Annotated in this window: 21 protein-coding genes; 7 read left to right on the top strand and 14 right to left on the bottom strand. The window is 65.1% G+C overall.

Going from position 1 to position 21,556, the window contains the following annotated elements; genetic code table 11:
• Nucleotides 1-5: 5 nt before the first annotated feature.
• The 5 genes from V8U06_RS05730 to V8U06_RS05710 form a co-directional block, all read right to left on the bottom strand.
• Complete coding sequence (locus tag V8U06_RS05730) at nucleotides 6-479, bottom strand: molybdenum cofactor biosynthesis protein MoaE (protein ID WP_427139848.1); 474 nt, start codon at nucleotides 477-479, stop codon at nucleotides 6-8.
• Nucleotides 480-483: 4 nt separating this feature from the next.
• A complete protein-coding gene (moaD, locus tag V8U06_RS05725) occupies nucleotides 484-738 on the bottom strand; it encodes a molybdopterin converting factor subunit 1 (RefSeq protein WP_226919711.1) in 255 nt (84 codons plus the stop codon).
• A 1-nt stretch (nucleotide 739) separates the two neighbouring features.
• Nucleotides 740-1,324, bottom strand: a complete 585-nt coding sequence (pgsA, locus tag V8U06_RS05720) for a CDP-diacylglycerol--glycerol-3-phosphate 3-phosphatidyltransferase (protein ID WP_427139847.1) — start codon at nucleotides 1,322-1,324, stop codon at nucleotides 740-742.
• A 215-nt stretch (nucleotides 1,325-1,539) separates the two neighbouring features.
• Nucleotides 1,540-3,573, bottom strand: coding sequence for an excinuclease ABC subunit UvrC (uvrC, locus tag V8U06_RS05715; RefSeq protein ID WP_427139846.1), 2,034 nt, complete (start codon nucleotides 3,571-3,573; stop codon nucleotides 1,540-1,542).
• A complete protein-coding gene (locus V8U06_RS05710; RefSeq protein ID WP_427139845.1) occupies nucleotides 3,570-4,334 on the bottom strand; it encodes an SDR family oxidoreductase in 765 nt (254 codons plus the stop codon). The genes uvrC and V8U06_RS05710 overlap by 4 nt, the downstream gene beginning before the upstream one ends.
• A 357-nt stretch (nucleotides 4,335-4,691) precedes the next feature.
• On the opposite strand from V8U06_RS05710, the gene V8U06_RS05705 reads away from it, so the two are divergent.
• The gene (locus V8U06_RS05705; RefSeq protein WP_226919707.1) at nucleotides 4,692-5,333 is read left to right on the top strand and encodes an outer membrane protein; all 642 of its coding nucleotides are present in this window, start codon (nucleotides 4,692-4,694) and stop codon (nucleotides 5,331-5,333) included.
• A gap of 58 nt (nucleotides 5,334-5,391) precedes the next feature.
• Here V8U06_RS05705 and V8U06_RS05700 read toward each other — a convergent pair whose 3' ends face one another.
• The 3 genes from V8U06_RS05700 to V8U06_RS05690 all read right to left on the bottom strand — a co-directional run bounded on the left by V8U06_RS05700 (nucleotide 5,392) and on the right by V8U06_RS05690 (nucleotide 7,705).
• Nucleotides 5,392-5,982 (bottom strand): glutathione S-transferase family protein, encoded by a 591-nt coding sequence (locus V8U06_RS05700; RefSeq protein WP_226919706.1) that lies wholly within the window; start codon nucleotides 5,980-5,982, stop codon nucleotides 5,392-5,394.
• A gap of 14 nt (nucleotides 5,983-5,996) precedes the next feature.
• Entirely contained in the window at nucleotides 5,997-6,770 is a 774-nt protein-coding gene (locus tag V8U06_RS05695; RefSeq protein ID WP_427139982.1) for a ribonuclease T2 family protein, read from the bottom strand.
• A gap of 74 nt (nucleotides 6,771-6,844) precedes the next feature.
• Nucleotides 6,845-7,705, bottom strand: a complete 861-nt coding sequence (locus V8U06_RS05690) for a 23S rRNA (adenine(2030)-N(6))-methyltransferase RlmJ (protein WP_226919704.1) — start codon at nucleotides 7,703-7,705, stop codon at nucleotides 6,845-6,847.
• A gap of 111 nt (nucleotides 7,706-7,816) precedes the next feature.
• Here V8U06_RS05690 and V8U06_RS05685 point away from each other — a divergent pair, with 111 nt between their 5' ends.
• The 5 genes from V8U06_RS05685 (at nucleotide 7,817) to creD (ending at nucleotide 14,631) form a co-directional block, all read left to right on the top strand.
• A complete protein-coding gene (locus V8U06_RS05685; protein WP_427139844.1) occupies nucleotides 7,817-9,931 on the top strand; it encodes a molybdopterin-containing oxidoreductase family protein in 2,115 nt (704 codons plus the stop codon).
• Nucleotides 9,932-9,946: 15 nt separating this feature from the next.
• Nucleotides 9,947-10,543 carry an NUDIX domain-containing protein gene (locus V8U06_RS05680; RefSeq protein WP_427139843.1) on the top strand — a complete coding sequence of 199 codons (597 nt, stop codon included), beginning with the start codon at nucleotides 9,947-9,949 and terminating at the stop codon, nucleotides 10,541-10,543.
• Between the two features lie 243 nt (nucleotides 10,544-10,786).
• On the top strand, nucleotides 10,787-12,574 hold the full coding sequence (gene aspS / locus V8U06_RS05675; RefSeq protein WP_226919701.1) for an aspartate--tRNA ligase: 1,788 nt from the start codon (nucleotides 10,787-10,789) through the stop codon (nucleotides 12,572-12,574).
• A gap of 95 nt (nucleotides 12,575-12,669) precedes the next feature.
• A complete protein-coding gene (locus V8U06_RS05670) occupies nucleotides 12,670-12,993 on the top strand; it encodes a DUF1236 domain-containing protein (protein WP_427139842.1) in 324 nt (107 codons plus the stop codon).
• Between the two features lie 183 nt (nucleotides 12,994-13,176).
• The gene (gene creD / locus V8U06_RS05665; RefSeq protein WP_427139841.1) at nucleotides 13,177-14,631 is read left to right on the top strand and encodes a cell envelope integrity protein CreD; all 1,455 of its coding nucleotides are present in this window, start codon (nucleotides 13,177-13,179) and stop codon (nucleotides 14,629-14,631) included.
• Nucleotides 14,632-14,721: 90 nt separating this feature from the next.
• Here creD and V8U06_RS05660 read toward each other — a convergent pair whose 3' ends face one another.
• Nucleotides 14,722-15,912, bottom strand: a complete 1,191-nt coding sequence (locus tag V8U06_RS05660; protein WP_427139840.1) for a hypothetical protein — start codon at nucleotides 15,910-15,912, stop codon at nucleotides 14,722-14,724.
• Between the two features lie 210 nt (nucleotides 15,913-16,122).
• Here V8U06_RS05660 and parC point away from each other — a divergent pair, with 210 nt between their 5' ends.
• Entirely contained in the window at nucleotides 16,123-18,375 is a 2,253-nt protein-coding gene (gene parC, locus V8U06_RS05655; protein ID WP_427139839.1) for a DNA topoisomerase IV subunit A, read from the top strand.
• Here parC and V8U06_RS05650 read toward each other — a convergent pair whose 3' ends face one another.
• The 5 genes from V8U06_RS05650 to V8U06_RS05630 form a co-directional block, all read right to left on the bottom strand.
• The gene (locus V8U06_RS05650) at nucleotides 18,376-18,765 is read right to left on the bottom strand and encodes a type II toxin-antitoxin system death-on-curing family toxin (protein ID WP_427139838.1); all 390 of its coding nucleotides are present in this window, start codon (nucleotides 18,763-18,765) and stop codon (nucleotides 18,376-18,378) included.
• A complete protein-coding gene (locus tag V8U06_RS05645) occupies nucleotides 18,762-18,983 on the bottom strand; it encodes an AbrB/MazE/SpoVT family DNA-binding domain-containing protein (protein ID WP_226919695.1) in 222 nt (73 codons plus the stop codon). Before V8U06_RS05645 ends, V8U06_RS05650 begins: the two co-directional genes overlap by 4 nt.
• Before the next feature lie 62 nt (nucleotides 18,984-19,045).
• Nucleotides 19,046-19,963 carry a DMT family transporter gene (locus V8U06_RS05640; protein WP_427139837.1) on the bottom strand — a complete coding sequence of 306 codons (918 nt, stop codon included), beginning with the start codon at nucleotides 19,961-19,963 and terminating at the stop codon, nucleotides 19,046-19,048.
• Between the two features lie 115 nt (nucleotides 19,964-20,078).
• Nucleotides 20,079-20,849, bottom strand: coding sequence for an arginyltransferase (locus tag V8U06_RS05635; RefSeq protein ID WP_427139836.1), 771 nt, complete (start codon nucleotides 20,847-20,849; stop codon nucleotides 20,079-20,081).
• Nucleotides 20,850-20,988: 139 nt separating this feature from the next.
• Nucleotides 20,989-21,453, bottom strand: a complete 465-nt coding sequence (locus tag V8U06_RS05630; protein WP_226919692.1) for an RDD family protein — start codon at nucleotides 21,451-21,453, stop codon at nucleotides 20,989-20,991.
• Nucleotides 21,454-21,556 lie beyond the last annotated feature (103 nt).

The raw sequence follows: 21,556 nt of genomic DNA, 5'->3' as shown, positions 1-21,556 counted from the left end.
GCGCCCTAGGACCACTTGTCCCGCGCGCGGTCGTCGCTCTCCTTGGCATCCACCCAGCCGCCGGTGCGGCCATCAGCGAAGTGCTCCTTCTTCCAGAAGGGGGCGGAGGTCTTCAGGTAATCCATGACGAAGGACGCGCCGTCGAAGGCGGCGTGGCGATGGGGCGCGGCGGCGATGACCAGCACGATGTTTTCGCCCGGCGCGATCTTGCCGACGCGGTGGATGGCGGTGAGGCCGAGCAGGGAGAAGCGGTCCATCGCTTCCCGGCAGATGCGGGAGATCTCCGCTTCCGCCATGCCGGGATAGTGTTCCAGTTCCAGCGCGGAGAGCCTGCCGCCCTCGTCGCGGCAAAGGCCGGTGAAGGCGACGATGGCGCCGGCGGCGGCAGGGCCTGCCGTCAGGCGCGCGGTTTCGGCCGCGACGTCGAAATCCGCGTGCTGGACGCGGACGACGACCGGTGCCGCGGCGCCGCCGGCCATGGCCTCAGCCCCCCGTCATCGGCGGGAAGAGGGCGATCTCGCGGGCGCCGGCGATGGGCTCGTCATGCTCGACATGTTCCTGGTTGATCGCGATGCGGATGACCTTCTCGTGCTCCAGCGCATGGGCGTAGTCGTCGCCCAGCGTCTTGAGGTGGCGCAGAAGGTCGCCGCCGGTCTTGACGGAGGCGGGGAGGTCCAGGTCCTCCTCGCCCTTGCCGATCCGCTCGCGCACCCAGGCGAAGTAGACGAGCTTCGTCATGCTATTCGTCCACGATGTGCTTCAGGCCGGCGCGGAAATAGTCGTAGCCCGTATACATGGTGATGAGCGCGGCGGCCCAGAGCAGCGCGATGCCGATCTCGGTCGTGTAGGGCAGCACCGCCTCGCCGGCTGGGCCGGCCAGAAGGAAGCCGATGGCCAGCATCTGGATCGTCGTCTTCCACTTGGCGATGCGCGTCACCGGCACCGAGACCTTGAGGACGGCGAGATATTCGCGCAGGCCCGAGACGAGGATCTCGCGGCACAGGATGATGATGGCGGCCCAGATGGTCCAGCCGGCGATGGTGCCGTCGGCGGCGACCAGCAGCAGCACCGAGGCGACCAGCAGCTTGTCGGCGATCGGGTCCAGCATGCGGCCGATATTCGACGTCTGGTTCCAGATGCGCGCGAGATAGCCGTCGAGGTAATCGGTGATCGAGGCGGCGGCGAAGAGGCCGACGGCCGTCCAGCGCGCGAAGTCCGACGATTGCAGCCGCCCTTCGACGAAGAAGCAGAGCACGATCAGCGGAACGGCCACGATGCGGGCGTAGGTGAGGAGGTTCGGAATACTATATGCGCGGGAGGCCATGGAATCTTCAGTCTCGACTGTCTTGCGGCTAGATGAGGTGTTTGTGACTGTGCCGTCAACCTTTGTTTCCGGCAATTCTTGGCGAATTTACGGAGGGGCCGCACAATAAGTCTGCCGCGGGCTGTTTCCGGTCAAGAAAGCCGGTTTTGACAGGGACTTTCACAGGGAAAACACGCCCGCCGCGACGCCGTATCCGCCATCCCTATCCGCCATCGCTATCCGGCCGCGTCGTCGTGGAAATGATTGTAGACGAGGCGGGCGACGCTTTCGGAAATGCCGTCGGCGGCCATCAGGTCGGCAATGGCGGCGCGCGAGACGGCCTTCGCCGTGCCGAAGTGCTGCAGCAGCGCGCGCTTGCGCGTCGGTCCGATGCCGGCGATCTCGTCCAGCGGGTTCTTGACCAGCTCCTTCTTGCGCCGCGCCCGGTGCGAGCCGATGGCGAAGCGGTGCGCCTCGTCGCGCAGGCGCTGCACGAAATAGAGCACGGGATCGCGCGGCGGCAGCGAGAAGTCGGCGATGCCCTTCATGAAGAAGCGCTCGCGCCCGGCCTCGCGGTCCGCGCCCTTGGCGACGCCGATGGCGACGACCTGGTCGGTGATGCCGAGATCTTCCAGGATGGCGCGCACCGCCGTCATCTGGCCCTGGCCGCCGTCGATGAGGATGACGTCGGGCCAGGCGGGGAAGGGCAGGTCTGCCGCCTCGGCGCTCTGGTCGGCGCTGCGGTCCGGCAGGCCCTCTTCCTTGATGAGGCGGGAGAAGCGCCGGGTCATCACTTCCTTCATCATGCCGAAGTCGTCGCCGGGCGTGATGTCGGTCGATTTGATGTTGAACTTGCGGTACTGGCTCTTCACGAAGCCTTCCGGCCCCGCCACCACCATGCCGCCGACGGCATTGGTGCCCATGATGTGCGAGTTGTCGTAGATCTCGATGCGGCGCGGCGTGGCGGGCAGCTTGAAGGTCGCGGCGAAGCCCTCGAGCAGGCGCGACTGCGAGGCCGTCTCGGCCAGCTTGCGGCCATGCGCCTCGCGGGCATTGGCCACCACATGGTCGACGAGGTCCTTCTTCTCGCCGCGCTGCGGCACCGAGATCGTCACCTTGTAGTTGGACCGCTCGGAAAGCGCCTGCGACAGCAGGTCGATCTCCTCGACCGGCTCGGAAAGCAGGATCTGCCGCGGACAGGGCTTGTCGTCGTAGAACTGGGCGAGGAAGGCGTTGAGCACCTCCGCGCCGGTCAGCTGCGGGTCGGCCTTGGGGAAATAGGCGCGGTTGCCCCAGTTCTGCCCCGTACGGAAGAAGAAGACCTGGATGCAGGAGACGCCGCCCTCGTGGTGGATGGCGAAGACGTCGGCCTCTTCCACCCCGGCCGGGTTGATGCCCTGATGGCTCTGGACATGGGAGAGCGCGGCCAGCCGGTCGCGATAGACGGCGGCGCGCTCGAAATCGAGGTCCTCGGCGGCGGCGTTCATGGCCTCGGCCATATGCGCCTTCACCTTCTGGCTCTTGCCCGAAAGGAAGTCCTTCGCCTCCTGCACCAGCTCGGCATAATCCGCGTCGCGGATCTCGTGGGTGCAGGGACCGGAGCAGCGCTTGATCTGGTAGAGCAGGCACGGCCGGGTGCGCGTCTCGAAGACGCTGTCGGTGCAGGTGCGCAGCAGGAAGGCGCGCTGCAGCGAATTGATGGTGCGCCCGACCGCGCCGGCCGAGGCGAAGGGGCCGAAATAGTCGCCCTTGCGGCTGCGCGCGCCGCGATGCTTGAAGATCGCCGGGGCGCGGGTGTCGCCGGTGACGAGAATATAGGGAAAGGACTTGTCGTCGCGCAGCAGCACGTTGAAGCGCGGGCGCAGGCGCTTGATGAGGTTGGCTTCCAGCAGCAGCGCCTCGGTCTCCGTGCGCGTCGTCACGAATTCCATGTTCGCCGTCTGGCGAATCATCTGGGTGATGCGGTTGGAATGGCCGCGCCCCTGGGCATAGTTCGTCACGCGCTTCTTGAGGCTGCGCGCCTTGCCGACATAGAGCACGTCGCCGTCGGCGTTGAACATGCGGTAGACGCCGGGACTGTTGGGCAGGCGCTTGACGAAGACCTGGATCAGCTCCGCGCCGATCAGGCCCTCGGGAACGTCGCCGCCCTCGTTCCAGTCCATGTCGGCCGTAATGGGGCTTGCGGCCGGGCTTTCGACAAGCTCGTCCTCTTCGTCCGCCTCGTTCTCGTCATAGAGGATGCCGCCATCCTCCACCTTCCGGCCGTTCATTCCGCGATCTCCGCGACATCGGGGGTTTCCCAGGCGAGATGCTGCCCGCCGTCGAGCGCTATCATTTGCCCCGTTATGGACGGCGTGTCGAACAAAAAGCGAACTGTGCGGCCGAATTCGGCAAGATCGGGGCCACGGCGCAGGATCAGCCCCGCCACCTGCGCCGCGAAGGCGGCATCGTCCTGCCGCTCGTTGGGCAGGGACGGGCCGGGGCCGATGGCGTTGACGCGCACGCGCGGCGCAAAGCTCTGCGCCATGGTGCGCGTCGCCATCCACAGCGCCGATTTGGAGAGCGTGTAGGAATAGTAGCGCGGCGTCGGGTTCCAGACGCGCTGGTCGATGATGTTGACGATGGAGCCGGCGACGCCCTCCGGCAATTGCCGCACGAAATCGCGCGCGAGAATGGAGGGCGCCTTCACATGCACCGCGAAATGGCGGTCCCACAGGTCATCGTCGAAGGCCTCGACCGTATCGGGCTTGAAGAGCGAGGCATTGTTGACGAGCAGGTCGAGCGGGCCGATGGCGGCCGTGGCCCTGGCGATCAGCCGCCCCGTCGCCGCCCCGTCGGAGAGGTCGCAGGCGACGGCCGCCGCTTTCAGGCCCCGTTCGGCAAGGGCGCGGGCGAGGGCTTCAGCCTCCTCGAGGGACTCGTTCGCATGGATGGCGACGGCGAAACCGCCCGCCGCAAGGTCTTCCACGATGGCCCTGCCGATGCGCTTCGCGCCGCCCGTCACGAGGGCCGTTTTCAAAGGCTGCTTCAAGAAAGTCCGTCCTGCCGATTCTTTTGATTAACCGGCCAAAGATATAGACATCTCTGCGCAGGCTTAAACTCCCCCTGAAAATTGGTTGCGGAAAAATTAACCGCAGGAGCATCTTCAAAGTAATTTGAAGTATATTTTACCAGTTTTGATGGTTTCTAAAATCATGGTTAATGAAATGCCTGTTGTTCAAAAGTCACATCCCATTTGTGCCGCTGGTCTGCCGCAAAGATTTCACATTTTGGCTCTTTCAATTCCTCAATCTTTATTCAATTTCCGCTCAACCGGGCGGGACTGAATTGGAATGACGATGCCCGACAATCCTCCCAGAGAGGGCGTCGTTTAGTAAAGGAGAATATCATGCGTACACTCATCGCCACCCTCATCGCTTCGACCGTTTCCATGGTCGCCTTCCAGGCCGCTCACGCAGCCGATGCCATCGACGAAGTTCCGCAGGCTCCGGCCGCTGAATATTCCGAGCCGGTTGCCAGCGGCAACTGGGCCGGCGCTTATGTCGGCGGTACCGCCAGCTACCAGCGTTCCGACATGGGCGGCGCCAAGGGCAACGGCTTCGGCGGCGGCCTCTACGGCGGTTACAACATGCAGAACGGCCAGATGGTCTACGGTGCTGAAACCGACCTGAACTACTCGGGCGTCGACACGCACAACTCGGCAGCCGGCGTCAGCACCAAGCAGGGCGTCAACGGCTCCATCCGTGGCCGCGTCGGTATCGACCTGAACCCCGTTCTTCTCTACGGCACGGCCGGTCTTGCTGCCGCCAATGTCGAAATGAAGGACACGGCCGGCAACAAGGACGACAAGAACGCTCTCGGCTGGACCGCTGGCGTCGGTGCAGAAGCCTTCGTGACGAACAACATCACGGCGCGCGTCGAATACCGCTACAGCGACTACCAGAAGAAGAACTACGACCTCGGCGGCACCACGGTTCGTGGCGCTTCGGCAGACCACAGCGTCCGCGTCGGTATGGGCGTGAAGTTCTAAGCCTCACGGCTTCGGGAATGCGGAAAGGCCGGGCGAAAGCCCGGCCTTTTTCGTTTCTTCAGTTCTTGAACTGGGCGTAGTCGGGGAAGACGGCCTCGAAGCGGGCGAGGTAGCGCTTCAGCTTCGGCCGGCCGCGCTGCCACTTGCCGGCAAAACGCAGCTCGATGTAGCGCAGCATGGCGGCCAGCGCGAAGTGGCCGGCATTCGGCTTCTTGCCGAGGCGCGGCATGTTGGCTTCCAGATGATCGAGCGCCCGCTCCACCTTCTGCCACTGACGGTCGATCCAGGGCTGGTGGATCTTTTCCTCCGGCCGCAGGCGGCGCTCGTAGACGATGGCGAGCAGGCTGTCGCAGATGCCGTCGGCGGTGGCTTCGAGAATGTCCGTTTCCGTGCGCTTGGCGGCGTTGCGCGGATAGAGCGCGCCGCGCGTCTGGCGGTCGATATAGGTCATGATCGCGCGGCTGTCGAAGACGGCAAGGCCATCGTCCGTCACGAGCGTCGGGATCTTGCCGAGCGGGTTGGCGGCGAGGAGTTCCGCCGGATCGGCATTGGTGTCGACCGCGACCGCCTCGGCGGCAAGGCCGGCATAATGCGCGGCCATGCGCACCTTGGTGGAATAGGGCGAGGCGTCGGAATAGAAGATCTTCATGGCAATGGTCCTGTTCAGCGGATGGGCAATTGTTCGATGGACTTGATGCGGCAGGCGGCGCGGTCGACCGCCGGGCAGGCGCGGAAGCTGAGGTCGGCGGTCAGGCAGACGCGCACCTCCTCCAGCCGCCCGTCCTCGCAGGTGACGGCCATGCCGTCACGGCGAAGGCCGGGATTGGCGGCGATGAAGGCCTGTTCCACCGCATCGGGCGTGAGGCGCGCGGCGCCGCGCTGCGCCTCGAGCGCCGCGGGGATCGCGATGCGCTCGAAGGCGGCGCGCACCACGGTGAAATAGTCCTTCTGGCCAAGGCCCGAGCAACTGCCGTGTTTGCGCCACTGGTGGCCGATCAGGCCCATGGAGGGGATGATGTCGAGGATCGTGCGGCCGAGGCCGTCAGGCACGCGGTCCGGCTCGCGTGTCGCGCAATATTCCGGATAGCCGCGCTCGTTCTGCGGCCACAGGCCATGCACGATGAAGCCGTTGTTCTCGCCGCGCCGGCATTGCTGCGTCTTGCCGCCGGTATCGTTCGCGGCGCACCAGGTCGGCGACCAGGAGAGCGACAGAACATAGAAATCGAAGCCCTTGCCGCGTGGAACGGTGCCGCGCGGAACGGCGACGCGCGTTTCCGGCGCGGTTCGGCCCTTCTCGGTCTTCTGCCCGCTCTTCTGCTCGGTTTTCGTCTGCGGCTTTTCGGCGGGTTTGTCCTCGCCGCAGCCGGCAAGCGTCACGAGGCCTGCCAGAAGCAGCCAGCCGGCGCGGGCGAGGGGTGGGGCGGGCCGGCGGATCATCGTCCGGCCGCAGGAAAAGACGTCATGAAGGGCTCCCGGTTCGGCGCGCGATTGTTGCCGCCAAACCGCAAAGGTCAAGAGGTCTTCGTTTCTCCGGCAAGCCAGAAGGCGCGCGCCGAGGCGAAGCGGTCCTGCGCCAGCTTCGTCTTGAGGAAGGGCAGCAGCACGTCGAGCTCGCCCTTCAGCGTATAGGGCGGGTTGACGACGATGAGGCCGGTGCCGGTCAGTCCCGTCGTCTCGCGGTCGCTCTTCACCGTGAGTTCCGCGCAGAGCATCTTGGGAATGCCCGTCTCCTTCAGCGCCTTGTGGAAGGCGGGGATGGGGGCGTTCTTCTTCAGCGGATACCACAGGCAATAGACCCCGCCGGCAAAGCGGCGCACGGCCTTTTCCAGCCCGTCGACCAGCCGTTCGTATTCGCCCTCGATCTCGAAGGGCGGATCGACCAGCACGATGCCGCGCTTCTCCTTCGGCGGCAGATGCGCGCCGAGCGACAGCCAGCCGTCGAGCCTGGTGATGCGGCTCTGGAAGTCGCCGTCGAAGAGACGGTGCAGCGTCTCGTAGTCGTCCGGATGCAGCTCCATGGCCGAGAGCCGGTCCTGCGGGCGGAAGAGCATGCGGGCGAGTTTCGGCGAGCCGGGATAATGGGTTACGCCGCCTTGCGGATTCAATTCGCGAAGAACCGAAAGATAGGGCGCGAGGATCTCGGCGATGTCGGCCGGCAGGTCGCCGTCGAGCAGGCGGCCGATGCCGTCGCGCCATTCGCCGGTCTTCTGTGCCTCCTCGCTGGAGAGGTCGTAGAGGCCGATGCCGGCATGGGTGTCGAGCACGCGGAAGGCCTTGTCCTTGGCCTGCATGTAGAGCACGAGGCGCGCGAGCACGGCATGTTTCAGCACATCGGCGAAATTGCCGGCATGATAGATGTGGCGATAGTTCATGTGAGCCCCGCGGCGGCGTCTCAAATCATCCGCAATGATGCGACGATGAATTGTTGCAATGGTAGAATGATTTGCCTTTTGGCCGTTTCCGCTCTGTCCTATAGAAAAGCCATGAACGTTGCGACCCCCCATCTCGGAAAACCGCGGATCGGCCACTCGGCCTGCCCGCACGACTGTCCCTCCACCTGCGCGCTCGATGTCGAGATCAGCGTCGAGGGCCGCATCGGCCGCGTCAAGGGCAGCCCCGACAACAGCTATACGGCCGGCGTCATCTGCGCCAAGGTCGCGCGCTACGCCGAGCGGCTCTACCATCCCGGCCGGCTGATGAAGCCGATGGTGCGCAAAGGCGCCAAGGGGGACGGCGACTGGGGCGACATTTCCTGGGAGGCGGCGCTCGACGCCATCGCGGAGAACTTCGTCAAGGCCGAGCAGGCCCATGGCAGCGAGGCCGTCTGGCCCTATTACTACGCCGGCACGATGGGCCTCGTGCAGCGCGATTCCATCGATCGCCTGCGCCATGCCCGGCGCTATTCCGGCTTCTTCGGCTCGATCTGCACCAATCCGGCCTGGACCGGCTTCACCATGGGCGCCGGCACGCTGCGCGGCCCCGATCCGCGCGAGATGGCCAAATCCGATTGCGTGGTGATCTGGGGCACCAATGCCGTCTCCACGCAGGTCAACGTGATGACCCATGCCGTGAAGGCGCGCAAGGAACGGGGCGCGACGATCGTCGTCATCGACGTCTACGACAATCCGACGATGAAGCAGGCCGATATCGCGCTGAAGCTGCGGCCCGGCACCGACGCCGCGCTTGCCTGCGCCGTCATGCATGTCGCCTTCCGCGACGGCCATGCCGACCGCGCCTATATGGAAAAATATGCCGACGATCCGGCCGGGCTGGAGGCGCATCTTGCGACCCGCACGCCGCAATGGGCGGCCGACATCACCGGCCTGACGGTCGAGGAGATCGAGGCTTTCGCCGCGCTGGTCGGCCGCACGAAGAAGAGCTATTTCCGCCTCGGCTACGGTTTCACCCGCAGCCGCAACGGCGCGGTCTCGATGCATGCGGCGCTCTCCATCGCCACCGTGCTCGGCTCCTGGCAATATGAGGGCGGCGGGGCCTTCCACAGCAATTCCGACATCTTCCACCTGCGCAAGGCCGAGCTGACGCTCGCGAAGATGGTCGATCCCGATATCCGCATGCTCGACCAGTCGCAGATCGGCCGCGTGCTGACGGGCGACGCCGAGGCGCTGCGCGATCGCGGCCCCGTCACCGCCATGCTGATCCAGAACACCAATCCGGTGAATGTCGCGCCCGAGCAGCGCCTGGTGAAGGAGGGGTTCCTGCGCGACAATCTCTTCGTCGCGGTGCACGAGCATTTCATGACCGATACGGCGAAGCTTGCCGATATCGTGCTGCCCGCCACCATGTTCGTCGAGCATGACGACATCTATCGCGGCGGCGGCCACCAGCACATCCTGCTCGGCCCCAAGCTCGTCGAGCCGCCGGAAACCGTGCGCACCAATCTCTTCGTCATCGAGGAGCTGGCGAGGCGCCTCGGCGTTTCCCACCTGCCGGGCTTCGGCCTTTCCGAGCAGGAGCACATCACCCGTATGCTGCCCTATTACGAGATGGACTTCGACGGGCTGCGCGAGGAAAAGTGGATTGACTGCCAGCCGGATTTCGACGTCGCCCATTTCACCAAGGGTTTCAGCTTCCCGGACGGAAGGTTCCGCTTCCGCCCCAACTGGACGAACACGCCGGCCCCCAACAAGCCGCCGAAGTCGCTCGGCGCCTTCGGCCCGCACGAGGCGCTGCCGGTCTTCCCGGATTACCTCGCGGTCATTGAGACGGCGGATGCCGAGCATCCCTTCCGCCTTGCGACATCGCCGGCGCGCAGCTTCCTCAATTCCAGCTTCACCGAGACGAAGAGCTCGCATGAGCGCGAGGGGCGGCCGGAGGTGATGATCCATCCCGAGGATGCAGCAGCGAACGGCATTGCCGATGGCGAGATCGTGCGCCTCGGCAACGGGCGCGGCGACCTGCGCCTGCATGCCAGGGTGACGGACGGCGCCAAGCCCGGCGTGCTGATCGCCGAGGGCATCTGGCCGAACAGCGCCCATCTCGACGGCGAGGGTATCAATGTGTTGACGGGCGCCGATCCCGTCGCGCCCTATGGCGGCGCGGCCTTCCACGACAACCGCGTCTGGCTGCGCAAGGCCTGAGCCGAAGGGTTTTTCATGCAGGTAGACAAGACGTCGCCGATCCGCATCGTCGAGCAGACCACGGTCTGGAAGCGGTTCATCCATCTGCGCACCATCGTGCTGGAGCAGACCCGCTCCGACGGGCGGGTGGAATTCCTCAATCGCGAGGTGCACGACCATGGCGCGGCGGCGGCGATCCTGCTCGTCGATCCCGGCCGCCAGTCGGTGGTGCTCGTCCGGCAGTTCCGGCCGGGCGCCTTCTTCGGCGGCCATAGGGACGGTTTCCTGCTCGAGATCCCGGCCGGGCTTCTCGACGGCGACAGCCCGGAAGCGGCCGTCAGCCGCGAGGTGATGGAGGAGACGGGCTATGCGATCAGCGATGCGCGCTATCTCTTCGACAGCTATTCGAGCCCCGGCACGCTGACGGAGCGCGTTTCGTGTTTCGCCGCCCGCGTCGACACGGCCAAGCGGGTCGGCCGTGGCGGCGGCGTCGACGGCGAGGGCGAGGATATCGAGATCGTCGAAATGCCGATCGACGATGCCTATGGCCTGATCGCCACCGGCGGCATCGTCGACGCCAAGACGATCATGCTGCTGCTATGGCTGATGCTGAACCGCGCCGCCTTCGCCTGACGTGATTCTTTCGCCGGCCGGGCGCGGCGGGCCGGAAAAGCACGCGGCCCGTTCCCCCGCCCCGACGGGCGGGAAGACGGTGGCCGGCAGGCCGGGCGAGGGGCGCATTCGCCGCGTCCCGGCCGGGCAAAGACCCGCCAAGCCTTGACAAACGGGCGCGGCCATGCGCTTTTCCGCGCGATTTTCTTGGGTAGCTGCGCCGGGACCCTCCCGCGCGGCCCGTCAGCATTTCAGGATACCACGATGCACCGTTACCGCAGCCACACCTGCGCCGCTCTCCGCAAGTCCGATGTCGGCGGCACCGTCCGTCTTTCCGGCTGGGTCCACCGCGTCCGCGACCATGGCGGCGTGCTCTTCATCGACCTGCGCGACCATTACGGCATCACCCAGGTCGTCGCCGACCCCGACTCGCCGGCCTTCAAGACCGCCGAGACCGTGCGCGGCGAATGGGTCGTGCGCATCGACGGCCTCGTCAAGGCGCGCACCGACGACACCGTGAACAAGGGCATGCCGACCGGCGAGATCGAGCTTTACGCGCAGGAGATCGAAGTGCTCTCCGCCGCCCGCGAACTGCCGCTGCCGGTCTTCGGCGAGCCCGACTATCCGGAAGACGTGCGCCTCAAGTACCGCTTCCTCGACCTGCGCCGCGACACGCTGCACCGCAACATCGTCAAGCGCACGCAGATCATCTCCTCCATGCGCCGCGGCATGGGCGAGGCCGGCTTTGCCGAATACACGACGCCGATCCTGACCGCCTCCTCGCCGGAAGGCGCGCGCGACTTCCTCGTGCCGAGCCGCATCCATGAGGGCAAGTTCTTCGCCCTGCCGCAGGCCCCGCAGCAGTACAAGCAGCTGCTGATGGTCGCCGGCTTCGACCGCTATTTCCAGATCGCGCCGTGCTTCCGCGACGAAGACCCGCGCGCCGACCGCCTGCCGGGCGAGTTCTACCAGCTCGACGTCGAGATGAGCTTCGTCACCCAGGAAGACGTCTGGGAAACGATGGAGCCGATGATGACGGCCGTCTTCGAGGAATTCGCCGAAGGCAAGCCGGTCACCAAGGAGTGGCCGCGCATTCCCTATGACGAGGCGATCCGCAAATACGGCTCCGACAAGCCGGACCTGCGCAACCCCATCGTCATGCAGGCCGTGACCGAGCATTTCGCCGGCTCCGGCTTCAAGGTCTTCGCGAACATGATCGCGTCAAACCCGAAGGTCCAGGTCTGGGCGATCCCGGCCAAGACCGGCGGCAGCCGCGCCTTCTGCGACCGCATGAACGCGTGGGCGCAGTCGACCGGCCAGCCGGGCCTCGGCTACATCTTCTGGCGCAAGGAAGCCGACAAGCTGGAAGGCGCGGGCCCGCTCGCCAAGAACATCGGCGAGGAGCGCACGGAGGCCATCCGCACGCAGCTCGGCCTCGATGACGGCGACGCCTGCTTCTTCGTCGCCGGCGACCCGGCCAAGTTCTACAAGTTCGCCGGTGAAGCGCGCACCCGCGCGGGCGAGGAACTGAATCTCGTCGACCGCGACCGCTACGAAATGTGCTGGATCGTCGACTTCCCGTTCTACGAATACAACGAAGACGAAAAGAAGATCGACTTCGCGCACAACCCCTTCTCCATGCCGCAGGGCGGCCTCGAAGCCTTCGACAGCAAGGATCCGCTGGAGCTGAAGGCCTACCAGTACGACGCGGTCTGCAACGGCTTCGAAATCGCCTCGGGCTCGATCCGTAACCAGTCGCCGGAACTGATGGTCAAGGCCTTCGAGAAGGTCGGCCTCAGCCAGCAGGACGTGGAAGAGCGCTTCGGCGGCCTCTACCGCGCCTTCCAGTACGGCGCCCCGCCGCACGGCGGCTGCGCCTTCGGCATCGACCGCGTGGTCATGCTGCTCGTCGGCGCCAAGAACCTGCGCGAAATCTCGCTGTTCCCCATGAACCAGCAGGCGCAGGACCTTCTGATGAATGCGCCGTCGCCGGCAACGCCGACGCAGCTTCGGGAACTGGCGCTGCGCGTCGTTCCGTCCAAGAAGGACTGACACACCGCAGGCGGGAAGGGCGATTGCCGTTCCCGCCGCCCGGAACCGCCGGGCCGCTTTTCCGTTCTCCTCCCGTGCAACACAGGAGAACGAACATGCGCAACAAGCTTATCCTTGCCACCGCGGCAGCGCTTCTGACGCTGTCCGCCTCGGCCCATGCCCAGAGCACCGTCATCGTGCAGGACCCGGTCACCACCCAGTCGACCGTCGTCATTCCGGGCGAAGTCCGCACCTATGTGATGGAACAGCAGGTCCCCTCGGTGGTCTTCGAGGGCGACGTGGTCGTCGGAAGCGTGCTTCCCGAAGCTGTCGAGATCCAGACCATCGACGGCCATGCCGACTATGCCTACACAGTCCTCAACGAACACCGCGTCATCGTGAACCCTCAGACCCGCACCGTCGTGCAGGTCATCGAATAACATGCGGCTCTCATGACCCATCATTGGGACCCGGCGCGCGCGCCGGGTCTGCTGCAATGCGAAGACGCCACAATGCCGCGAATTCGCCGCCGCTCGATCCCAATTCCGCGCACAATCGGTCGAAATGCACTCCTAGCGTGAACTCGCCTTAAACGGGCGATTCAAAGACTGGAGGGACTTTTCATGACCAGGACCGAAGGGGACGAGCCCGTCCCGTCATCCCATCAATTCCCGCATGCCGGACCCTATGGACCGGAAGGGCGCGGCCCGGAAACACGCGGTAACGTCGCGACGCTGCTGCGCTCGCCCGGCGTCAAGTTCATCATGATCGGCATCATCTCCGTCGCGCTGCTGGTGCCGCTCCTGCTCGTCTGGGGCCTCACCGAGGAGCGGGCGCAGCGGGCGACGGACGTCTCCCGCCGCATCGCCAACGGCTGGGGCGGCATGCAGTCGATCAACGGCCCCTATCTCGCCGTGCCCTTCGACGTGCAGCGCAGCCGCGAGGTCGATGGCCGCACCGTGGTCGAGCAGGCGACCGAATGGGTGCTCGTCATGCCCGAAACGCTCGACGTGACGGCGGACCTCAAGACCGAGGAGCGCCGCCTCTCGATCTATACGCTGCCCGTCTATAGCGGCGCGCTGGCGCTGAAGGGCCGGTTCGGCAGCAATATCCTGCAGGACCTTGCCCAATATGCCGGCACGCCGCAGCTCGACCGGGCGCTGCTGGTGCTCAACATCAACGACATCACCGGCATCCGCTCCGACGCGGGCGTCAAGATCGACAATGGCGCGGTGCGTCCGTTCGATCCGGGCATGCGGCAGATTTCCGCCATGGCCGAGACCGGGCCGGACGGCTATGCCACGCCGCAATCGAGCGCCGGCGTGCACCGGGCCATCGAGCGCCCGCTGATCGAGACGGGCTTTGCCTTCGAGATCGCGCTGACGCTCAACGGTTCGCGCAGCTTCGCCGTCGCGCCCGCCGGCCAGACGACGACCTTCGCCGCCAGGGCCAACTGGCCGCATCCGGGCTTCGAGGGCCTGTTCCTGCCGGAGGAAAAGACCGTGACCGCCACGGACTTCTCGGCCAAATGGACGATCCCCTATCTTGCCCGCGGCATCGACCGCGTCGCGGTGGGCACGACGCTGCCGCTGTCGGGCAGCATGATGAGCATCAACCTCGTGGAGCCCGTGCAGTTCTACCAGGTGGTCTCGCGCACGCTGAAATACTCGATCGGCTTCATCTCGCTCGTCTTCCTCGCCGTCTTCGTCGTGGAGCTGAAGGGCGGGCGCATGGTGCACTGGATCCAGTATGTGCTGACGGGGCTGGCGCTCATCGTCTTCTACGTGCTGCTGCTGGCGCTGGCCGAGCATACCGGCTTTACCGTGGCCTATGGGGTGGCGGCGCTTGCGACGACCGTGCTGATCGCCGCCTATCTCGGCAGCGCCACCGGCAGCCGCCGCAGCGGCGTGGCGCTCGGCACCGTGCTGCTGTCGGCCTATGGCGTGATGTATCTGGTGCTCAGGGAAGACGAATATGCGCTGCTCGCCGGCGCGCTGATCTCCTTCGTCGCCATCGCCGCCACCATGTATGCGACGCGGCGCGTCGAGTGGTCGGCGCCGGTGCCGACCCAACGCTAGGAACGGCGTTATGCAAAAGAAAAAGCCCGGAGCATCGCTCCGGGCTTTCCTGTTTCAGAAGAGGGGCGTTCAGAACGGACGCGCCGCCTGTTATTGGTTGGCCGTGACGGTGACGCCGAGGACCTGCGGAATGGTCTGCGGTGCGCCCATGGCGGCGCCCATGATCATCGGGAACGGCACCGGCTCCTTCGGCTCGGCGCTGATCTTGATGCTCTTGGGGTCGTCAAGATAGGTGTTCACGGCGGCCGAGATCTGGTTCTGCAGATCGGGCATGTTGAGCTGCGCGATCATGATCGGAACGAGGCCCTTCAGCGACTGCGCCATCTGGTCGCCCGTCACGCCCTGTTCGCCGCCGGCGTAGTCGAGCAGCTTCTTGGTGATCGAGGCGTCCTCGAACGAGATCGAGGCATTGTTGAAGGTCAGCTGCTGGACGAGGCCCATCATGGACATGCCCATGGCGGCGTTGGCCTCTTCCTTGTTCGGGTTGGCTTCGGCGGCCTTCAGGGCTTCCTGCATGCTCTTGAGGAAGTCGAGCGTGTAGCCGGAGAAGGCGAGGGTCAGGTTCAGGCGGCCGATATCCTTGAAGTCGAAGGCATATTCATCGACCGTCATCTTGCCGCTTGCCAGTTCCCAGCTGCCGGACATGCTGACTTCGCCGTCCAGCGAATGGATGCCGAGCTTGTCGAGCGTTTCCTTGGCCTTGGGGTCTTCGACGGTGGTCAGGTCCGCCTTCAGGTCGGAGAGCGTCGCGTCGAATTCGAGGCCCGCATCGGCGTCCATGCGCGTGATGTTGGCTTCCATGCCGGACATGGAGAAGACTTCCTTGCCCTTGGTGGTGACGCTGATCGGGCCGGCGGTGGCCGATTCGTACATCAGCAGCGATTCGAGCGTGCCGGGAACGACCTTGCCGGGAACGGAGACGCCGGTCAGCGCCAGGTCCTTGGCCGTAACGGTGGCTTCCGCTTCGGTGATGTTGACGTCTTCGAAGGACACGGTTTCGATCGTGTAGCCGCCGTCGCCGTCTTCTTCGACGCCTTCCATGGTGACGTTGCCGAGCTTGATCGGCGTTTCGCTACCGGTGGCCTTCAGTTCAGCGCTTTCCAGCGTGACGGTGGAGCCGTCGACGGCAACGTTCGAGGATGCGATGGACACGCCGCTCGTGGCATAGGTCGCGTTCAGCTTTGCCAGCAGGTCCGCGCCGTCGAGTGCGAAGGCGGGGCTTGCCAGGGCGGCGAGCGCGGCGCCAGCGAGGAGGGTGCGGAAATGGGAGGTGCGCATCATGGATAGGCTCTCTTTCTGAATTATTTGGACGGCTGCCTTGCCGTTACCGCTCCTAGACGGGCGGCGCGGCAAATATATTCATGCGGCGGGGAGTTTCCATGGATTTCTGACCTCAGGGGGCAGATTTCAAAGAAGCTTTACAAACTGCTATCCACAGCCGGATTCCCGGGATTCCTTGCCGCGAATCGGGCAAGCGGCTAGTCAAGTCCCATGGGACAAAGCACTTTGCCGCCCGATGGCGGAGACGAGAATATTCAACCGGTCGACCTCAAGGCGGCGCTGGAAGAGCGCTACCTTGCCTATGCGCTGTCGACCATCACCCAGCGCGCGCTGCCGGATGTGCGTGACGGCCTGAAACCCGTCCACCGCCGCATCATCCACGCCATGAGCGAAATGGGCCTCCGGTCCAATTCCTCCTTCAAGAAATGCGCGCGTATCGTCGGCGACGTCATCGGTAAGTTCCACCCGCACGGCGACCAGTCGGTCTATGACGCGCTGGTGCGCCTGGCGCAGGACTTCTCGCAGCGCTATCCCATCGTCGACGGCCAGGGCAATTTCGGCAATATCGACGGCGACAACGCCGCCGCCTACCGATACACCGAAGCGCGCATGACCGAGGTCGCGACGCTGCTGCTCGACGGCATCGACCAGGACGCCGTGGATTTCCGCCTGACCTACAACGAGGAGGACGAGGAACCCATCGTCCTGCCGGGCGCCTTCCCGAACCTTCTGGCGAACGGCTCCTCCGGCATCGCCGTCGGCATGGCGACCTCCATTCCCTCGCACAACGTGCATGAACTGTGCGACGCCGCGCTGCACCTCATCCGCAACCGCGACGCGGAGGTGGAGAAGCTGGTGGAATTCGTGCAGGGCCCGGACCTGCCGACCGGCGGCATCATCATCGACAGCCGCGAGAGCATCCTGGAGGCCTACAGGACCGGGCGCGGCGGTTTCCGCGTGCGCTCGAAATGGGAGACGGAAGATCTCGGCCGCGGCGGCTACCAGATCGTCGTCACCGAAATTCCCTACCAGGTGCAGAAGTCGCGGCTGATCGAGAAGATCGCCGAGCTGCTGATCGCCCGCAAGCTGCCGCTGCTGGAGGACATCAGGGACGAATCGGCCGAGGACGTGCGCATCGTGCTGGTGCCGAAGAGCCGCACCGTCGATCCGACGATCCTGATGGAATCGCTCTTCAAGCTCTCCGAGCTCGAAAGCCGCATCCCGCTCAACATGAACGTGCTGTCGATGGGGCGCGTGCCGAAGGTCATGGGCCTGAAGGACGTGCTGGTCGAATGGCTCGATCATCGCCGCGAAGTGCTGCAGCGCCGCTCGCGCCATCGCCTCGCCGCCATCGACCGCCGCCTCGAGATCCTCGGCGGCTATCTCGTCGCCTATCTCAACCTCGACGAGGTGATCCGCATCATCCGCGAGGAGGATGAGCCCAAGGTCTCGCTGATGGAGACCTTCTCGCTGACGGACGTGCAGGCCGAGGCGATCCTCAACATGCGCCTGCGCTCGCTGCGCAAGCTCGAGGAATTCGAGATCCGCACCGAATTCGACACGCTGTCGAAGGAGAAGGCGGAGATCGAGGCGCTGCTCGCCTCCGACGACAAGCAGTGGCAGACCGTCGCCTGGGAAATCGGCGAGGTCCGCAAGAAATTCGCCAAGGCGACCGAACTCGGCCGCCGCCGCACCCAGTTCGCCAGCGCCCCCGAGGCCGATGTCGAGGCCATCCAGCAGGCCATGATCGAGAAGGAGCCGGTCACGGTCGTCATCTCGGAAAAGGGCTGGATCCGCGCGCTGAAGGGCCACATCGCCGATACGTCCGGCCTCCAGTTCAAGGAGGGCGACGCGCTCAAGGTCGCTTTCCCGGCACAGACGACGGACAAGGTGCTGATCGTCACGACGGGCGGCAAGGTCTTCACGCTCGGCGCGGACAAGCTGCCGGGCGGGCGCGGCCATGGCGAGCCGCTGCGCATCATGGTCGACATGGAAAACGATCAGGACGTCCTGACCGCCTTCGTGCATGACGCGTCCCGCAAGGTCATCATCGCCTCGCAGGCCGGCAACGGCTTCGTCGTTTCGGAAACCGAGATGGTCGCCAATACCCGCAAGGGCAAGCAGGTGATGAATGTCGGCATGCCCGACGAGGCCAAGCTGGTCGTGCCGGTGCGCGGCGACCATGTCGCCGTCGTCGGCGAGAACCGCAAGATGCTGGTCTTCCCGCTGGCGCAGCTTCCCGAAATGACGCGCGGCAAGGGCGTGCGCCTGCAGCGCTACAAGGATGGCGGCGTCTCCGACATCCGCTGCTTCGCCATCGCCGACGGCCTGTCCTGGGACGACAGCGCCGGCCGCAACTTCGTGCGCTCGAAGGAAGAGCTCGCGGAATGGCTCGCCGACCGCGCCAGCACCGGCCGCACCGTGCCGAAGGGGTTCCCGCGCAGCGGCAAGTTCAGCGGCTGATCAACCGGAGAAGGGGACGCTGACGTCGCTGAGGAAGCGCGTCGCGCCCTCTTCGTCGATCTCGCCGGCCGCAACGGCGAGGACGAAGGTATAGAGCGTGGCGTCGTCGGTATCGATCTCGAAGCCGTTGTCCAGCAGGAACACGGCCGCCGCGACGATTGCGATCCGCTTGTTTTCGTCGACAAAAGCGGGTTTTTTTGCAAGCCCGTAGAGATAGGCGGCTGCAAGTTCGAACAGGTCCTCGCAGCCGTAGAAGGCCTTGTTGACGGGACGGGCCAGCGCCGACTCGAGCGCGTTCTCGTCGCGCAGGCCGGAGGCTCCGCCAAAGCGCTGAATCTGAAACGTATGAAGCCGTTCGACCAGCGGCCGGTCGAGAAAGAGGATGTTCATTCCGCGAGCTTCTTGAGCGCGACCTTGTAGCGATCCATGAATTTTTCGGCATGGCCGAGCTGCCGGTCGAAATCGCCGTCCGCGGCGGCAAGGATCAGCTTGCTGCCTTCCTGCGTCACCGTAATTTCGTCGCCCGCCTTGACGCCCATGCGGTCAAGCACGTCCTTCGGAATGATGATGCCTTCGGAATTGCCGATCTTGCGGATGGTGATGTTCATGGCAGCGATCCTTGGTTATAACCAGGTTATAACATTCGGCGCGGGCCGCCGCTAGACGCCGCTCAGCCCGTGAAGGGAAACTCCGCCGCCGCGTCGCCCTGTCTTGCCGCCCGGGCCTTCGAGCGCATCTGCCAGAGCGAGTGGGCGAGCAACGCGAGGATGAGGATCGAGCCGCCGACGAGGGTTTGCGTGGTCGGCGTTTCGGAAAAGACGATCCAGACCCAGATCGGCGCCAGCACCGTTTCCAGGAGGTAGAACATGCCGACTTCGGGGGCGGAGAGATAGCGCGGGCCGGTCGCCAGGCAGAAGAAGGCAAGCGGGAGCATGACGAGCCCGTTGAAGAGGATGAAGCCGGGATCGGCGATCTGGAAGCCCGTTTGCGGCAGCAGGATCAGCGCGGCAATGCCGGGGAAGATGGCCGCGACGAGCGGCACGAAGCCCATGTCCATGCGGCTGTGGCGGCTGAACGTGATGGCCATGGCCAGCAGGAGAGCCGTGCAGGCGGCCATGGCGTCGCCGAAGACATTGCCGCTTTCCAGCCCGTCATGCACGATCAGCGCGACGCCGCCGACCATGGCCGCCATGGTGACAAGCGTGGCGTTCGACGGGCGCTCGCCGAGGAAGATCCAGGACATGAGCGCCGCGAACATCGAGGTGAAGGCGATGATGAACACGACATTCGCCGTCGAGGTGTTGAACACCGCCAGCACGAAGGTCAGCGAATTGATGCCGTAGAGAAGGCCGATCAGGACGCCGAGCGGCCCGGGGACGAGCGCGATCCGCTTGCCGAGCACGAAGCGCAGCACCGACCAGGCGACGATCGCCGTGACGAAGGTGGCGAGGCTGCGCGTCGCCAGCACCGACCAGACTTCGCCTTGTGCCAGGCGGATCAGCGGAATGTCGAAGGACAGGGAAAGCCCGCCGATGGCGGTGATGAGGAGGCCCTTGCGGTGAAGGGCGGAGGTATCAGTCTGGGGCACGGAGGGAACCGATTCTGGGCAATTGCGGCCGAGGCGGCATCGTTTCGGCGTCGGACAAGGAGACAAAACAGGGGGCTGGAGCAGGGGCCGGTGAACCTGTCTTCACCGGATTGCCCTAGGGCTGGACTGCGGTCTGGTCTCCATCATAGCGCTCCCAGCCGCGCGCCATCAGGTGCTCCTGCGGCAGGAACTTCGTTTTGTAATCCATCTTGCGCGACCCCTTGACCCAATAGCCGAGATAGACGTGCGGCAGGCCGAGCGCCCTGGCGCGGCGGATATGGTCGAGGATCATGAAGGTGCCGAGCGAGCGGTGGTCGAGCTCGGGATTGTAGAAGGAATAGACCATCGACAGGCCGTCGCCCATCTTGTCGGTCAGCGCCACGGCGAGCAGTTCGCCCTGCGGGCGCTCCTTCAGGCCCGCGCCTTCCTCGCGCAGGCGGTATTCGATGATCTTGGTGTGGACATGGGTGTCCTCCACCATCATCGCATAGTCGAGCACCGACATGTCGGACATGCCGCCCTTCTGGTGGCGGGCGTCGAGATAGTGGCGGAAGAGCGAATATTGCTCGCTGGAGGGCTCGGCCGGATAGTCGCGCGAGACGATGTCGGCGTTCTGGGCCAGCACGCGGCGCATGGTGCGGCGCGGCTCGAATTCGTTGACGAGGATGCGGACGGAAATGCAGGCGCGGCAGGTTTCGCAGGCCGGGCGATAGGCGATGTTCTGCGAGCGGCGGAAGCCGCCCTGGGTCAGGAGATCGTTCAGCTCCGGTGCGCGCTCACCCACCAGATGGGTAAACACTTTCCTCTCCATCTCCTGCGGCAGGTAGGGGCAAGCCGCCGGCGCGGTGAGATAGAACTGGGGAGAGGAGGTTGCCTGCGTATTCATCTGCCGTGGGGCGACTCCGTCGCTATGTGACATTTCTATGCCAATAGATTGGCCGAGTTCCGCAAAAGGTCAACTGGAGGATTTCGCCCGCACGTTTTGACCCCTGAAGGTTTCGCCGCGCCGCGCGTTCCGACCGTGGTCAGTAGCGGTCGCGGCGCACCATTACCGTGCCGAGCAGCAGGTCGTGCAGCAGGCGGCCGCGATCGGTGAAGAGGCCGACCAGCACGATGAACGGGGTCAGCAGCGCATTGCCGATCCAGAACAGCACGAGATGCACGACGGCCGTCAGGAAATCGATCGGGCGTCCGTCGACGCGGGCGAGCTGCAGGCCCATGACGTTCATGCCGGCGCTCGCCTGGCTGGGTCCGCCCATCGTCAGGCCGAAATAGAGCATGGCGACGATGGCGAAGAGCGCGGGATAGAGGAAGAAGCCAAGGCCGAGCGTCAGGATGCCGAGGAAGAACACCACGACGGCGGCGGGAATCCAGAGCAGCGCGACGATCGCATAGTCGATCAGGAACGCGAAAATCCGGCGCGACAGCACGCCGCGATAGGCCTGCCAGTCCGTCGTCGGAACCCGCGTGTCGTTGAAATCAGCGCTCATCTGCCTGTCTCCTTGATGGCTCCCTGGTGGAGCCTCGCTCTCATATGGGGATTGTCGAAGGGAAAACAACGGGGGATGGGCAATGGGGCAGGGACGCGCGGTG

Source organism: Shinella sp. G-2, from assembly GCF_050172695.1.
Taxonomy (GTDB): Bacteria; Pseudomonadota; Alphaproteobacteria; order Rhizobiales; family Rhizobiaceae; genus Shinella.
The sequence above is the reverse complement of the archived record's forward strand: the minus strand, read 5'-3'. Positions and strand labels throughout refer to the sequence as shown.

What these genes read in the sequence shown, in the direction of transcription:
- V8U06_RS05730 (WP_427139848.1), bottom strand. Translation starts at nt 479, where the DNA reads ATGGCCGGCGGCGCCGCGGCACCGGTCGTCGTCCGCGTCCAGCACGCG.
- moaD (WP_226919711.1), bottom strand. Translation starts at nt 738, where the DNA reads ATGACGAAGCTCGTCTACTTCGCCTGGGTGCGCGAGCGGATCGGCAAG.
- pgsA (WP_427139847.1), bottom strand. Translation starts at nt 1,324, where the DNA reads ATGGCCTCCCGCGCATATAGTATTCCGAACCTCCTCACCTACGCCCGC.
- uvrC (WP_427139846.1), bottom strand. Translation starts at nt 3,573, where the DNA reads ATGAACGGCCGGAAGGTGGAGGATGGCGGCATCCTCTATGACGAGAAC.
- V8U06_RS05705 (WP_226919707.1), top strand. Translation starts at nt 4,692, where the DNA reads ATGCGTACACTCATCGCCACCCTCATCGCTTCGACCGTTTCCATGGTC.
- V8U06_RS05700 (WP_226919706.1), bottom strand. Translation starts at nt 5,982, where the DNA reads ATGAAGATCTTCTATTCCGACGCCTCGCCCTATTCCACCAAGGTGCGC.
- V8U06_RS05695 (WP_427139982.1), bottom strand. Translation starts at nt 6,770, where the DNA reads ATGATCCGCCGGCCCGCCCCACCCCTCGCCCGCGCCGGCTGGCTGCTT.
- V8U06_RS05690 (WP_226919704.1), bottom strand. Translation starts at nt 7,705, where the DNA reads ATGAACTATCGCCACATCTATCATGCCGGCAATTTCGCCGATGTGCTG.
- V8U06_RS05685 (WP_427139844.1), top strand. Translation starts at nt 7,817, where the DNA reads ATGAACGTTGCGACCCCCCATCTCGGAAAACCGCGGATCGGCCACTCG.
- V8U06_RS05680 (WP_427139843.1), top strand. Translation starts at nt 9,947, where the DNA reads ATGCAGGTAGACAAGACGTCGCCGATCCGCATCGTCGAGCAGACCACG.
- aspS (WP_226919701.1), top strand. Translation starts at nt 10,787, where the DNA reads ATGCACCGTTACCGCAGCCACACCTGCGCCGCTCTCCGCAAGTCCGAT.
- V8U06_RS05670 (WP_427139842.1), top strand. Translation starts at nt 12,670, where the DNA reads ATGCGCAACAAGCTTATCCTTGCCACCGCGGCAGCGCTTCTGACGCTG.
- creD (WP_427139841.1), top strand. Translation starts at nt 13,177, where the DNA reads ATGACCAGGACCGAAGGGGACGAGCCCGTCCCGTCATCCCATCAATTC.
- V8U06_RS05660 (WP_427139840.1), bottom strand. Translation starts at nt 15,912, where the DNA reads ATGATGCGCACCTCCCATTTCCGCACCCTCCTCGCTGGCGCCGCGCTC.
- parC (WP_427139839.1), top strand. Translation starts at nt 16,123, where the DNA reads ATGGGACAAAGCACTTTGCCGCCCGATGGCGGAGACGAGAATATTCAA.
- V8U06_RS05650 (WP_427139838.1), bottom strand. Translation starts at nt 18,765, where the DNA reads ATGAACATCCTCTTTCTCGACCGGCCGCTGGTCGAACGGCTTCATACG.
- V8U06_RS05645 (WP_226919695.1), bottom strand. Translation starts at nt 18,983, where the DNA reads ATGAACATCACCATCCGCAAGATCGGCAATTCCGAAGGCATCATCATT.
- V8U06_RS05635 (WP_427139836.1), bottom strand. Translation starts at nt 20,849, where the DNA reads ATGAATACGCAGGCAACCTCCTCTCCCCAGTTCTATCTCACCGCGCCG.
- V8U06_RS05630 (WP_226919692.1), bottom strand. Translation starts at nt 21,453, where the DNA reads ATGAGCGCTGATTTCAACGACACGCGGGTTCCGACGACGGACTGGCAG.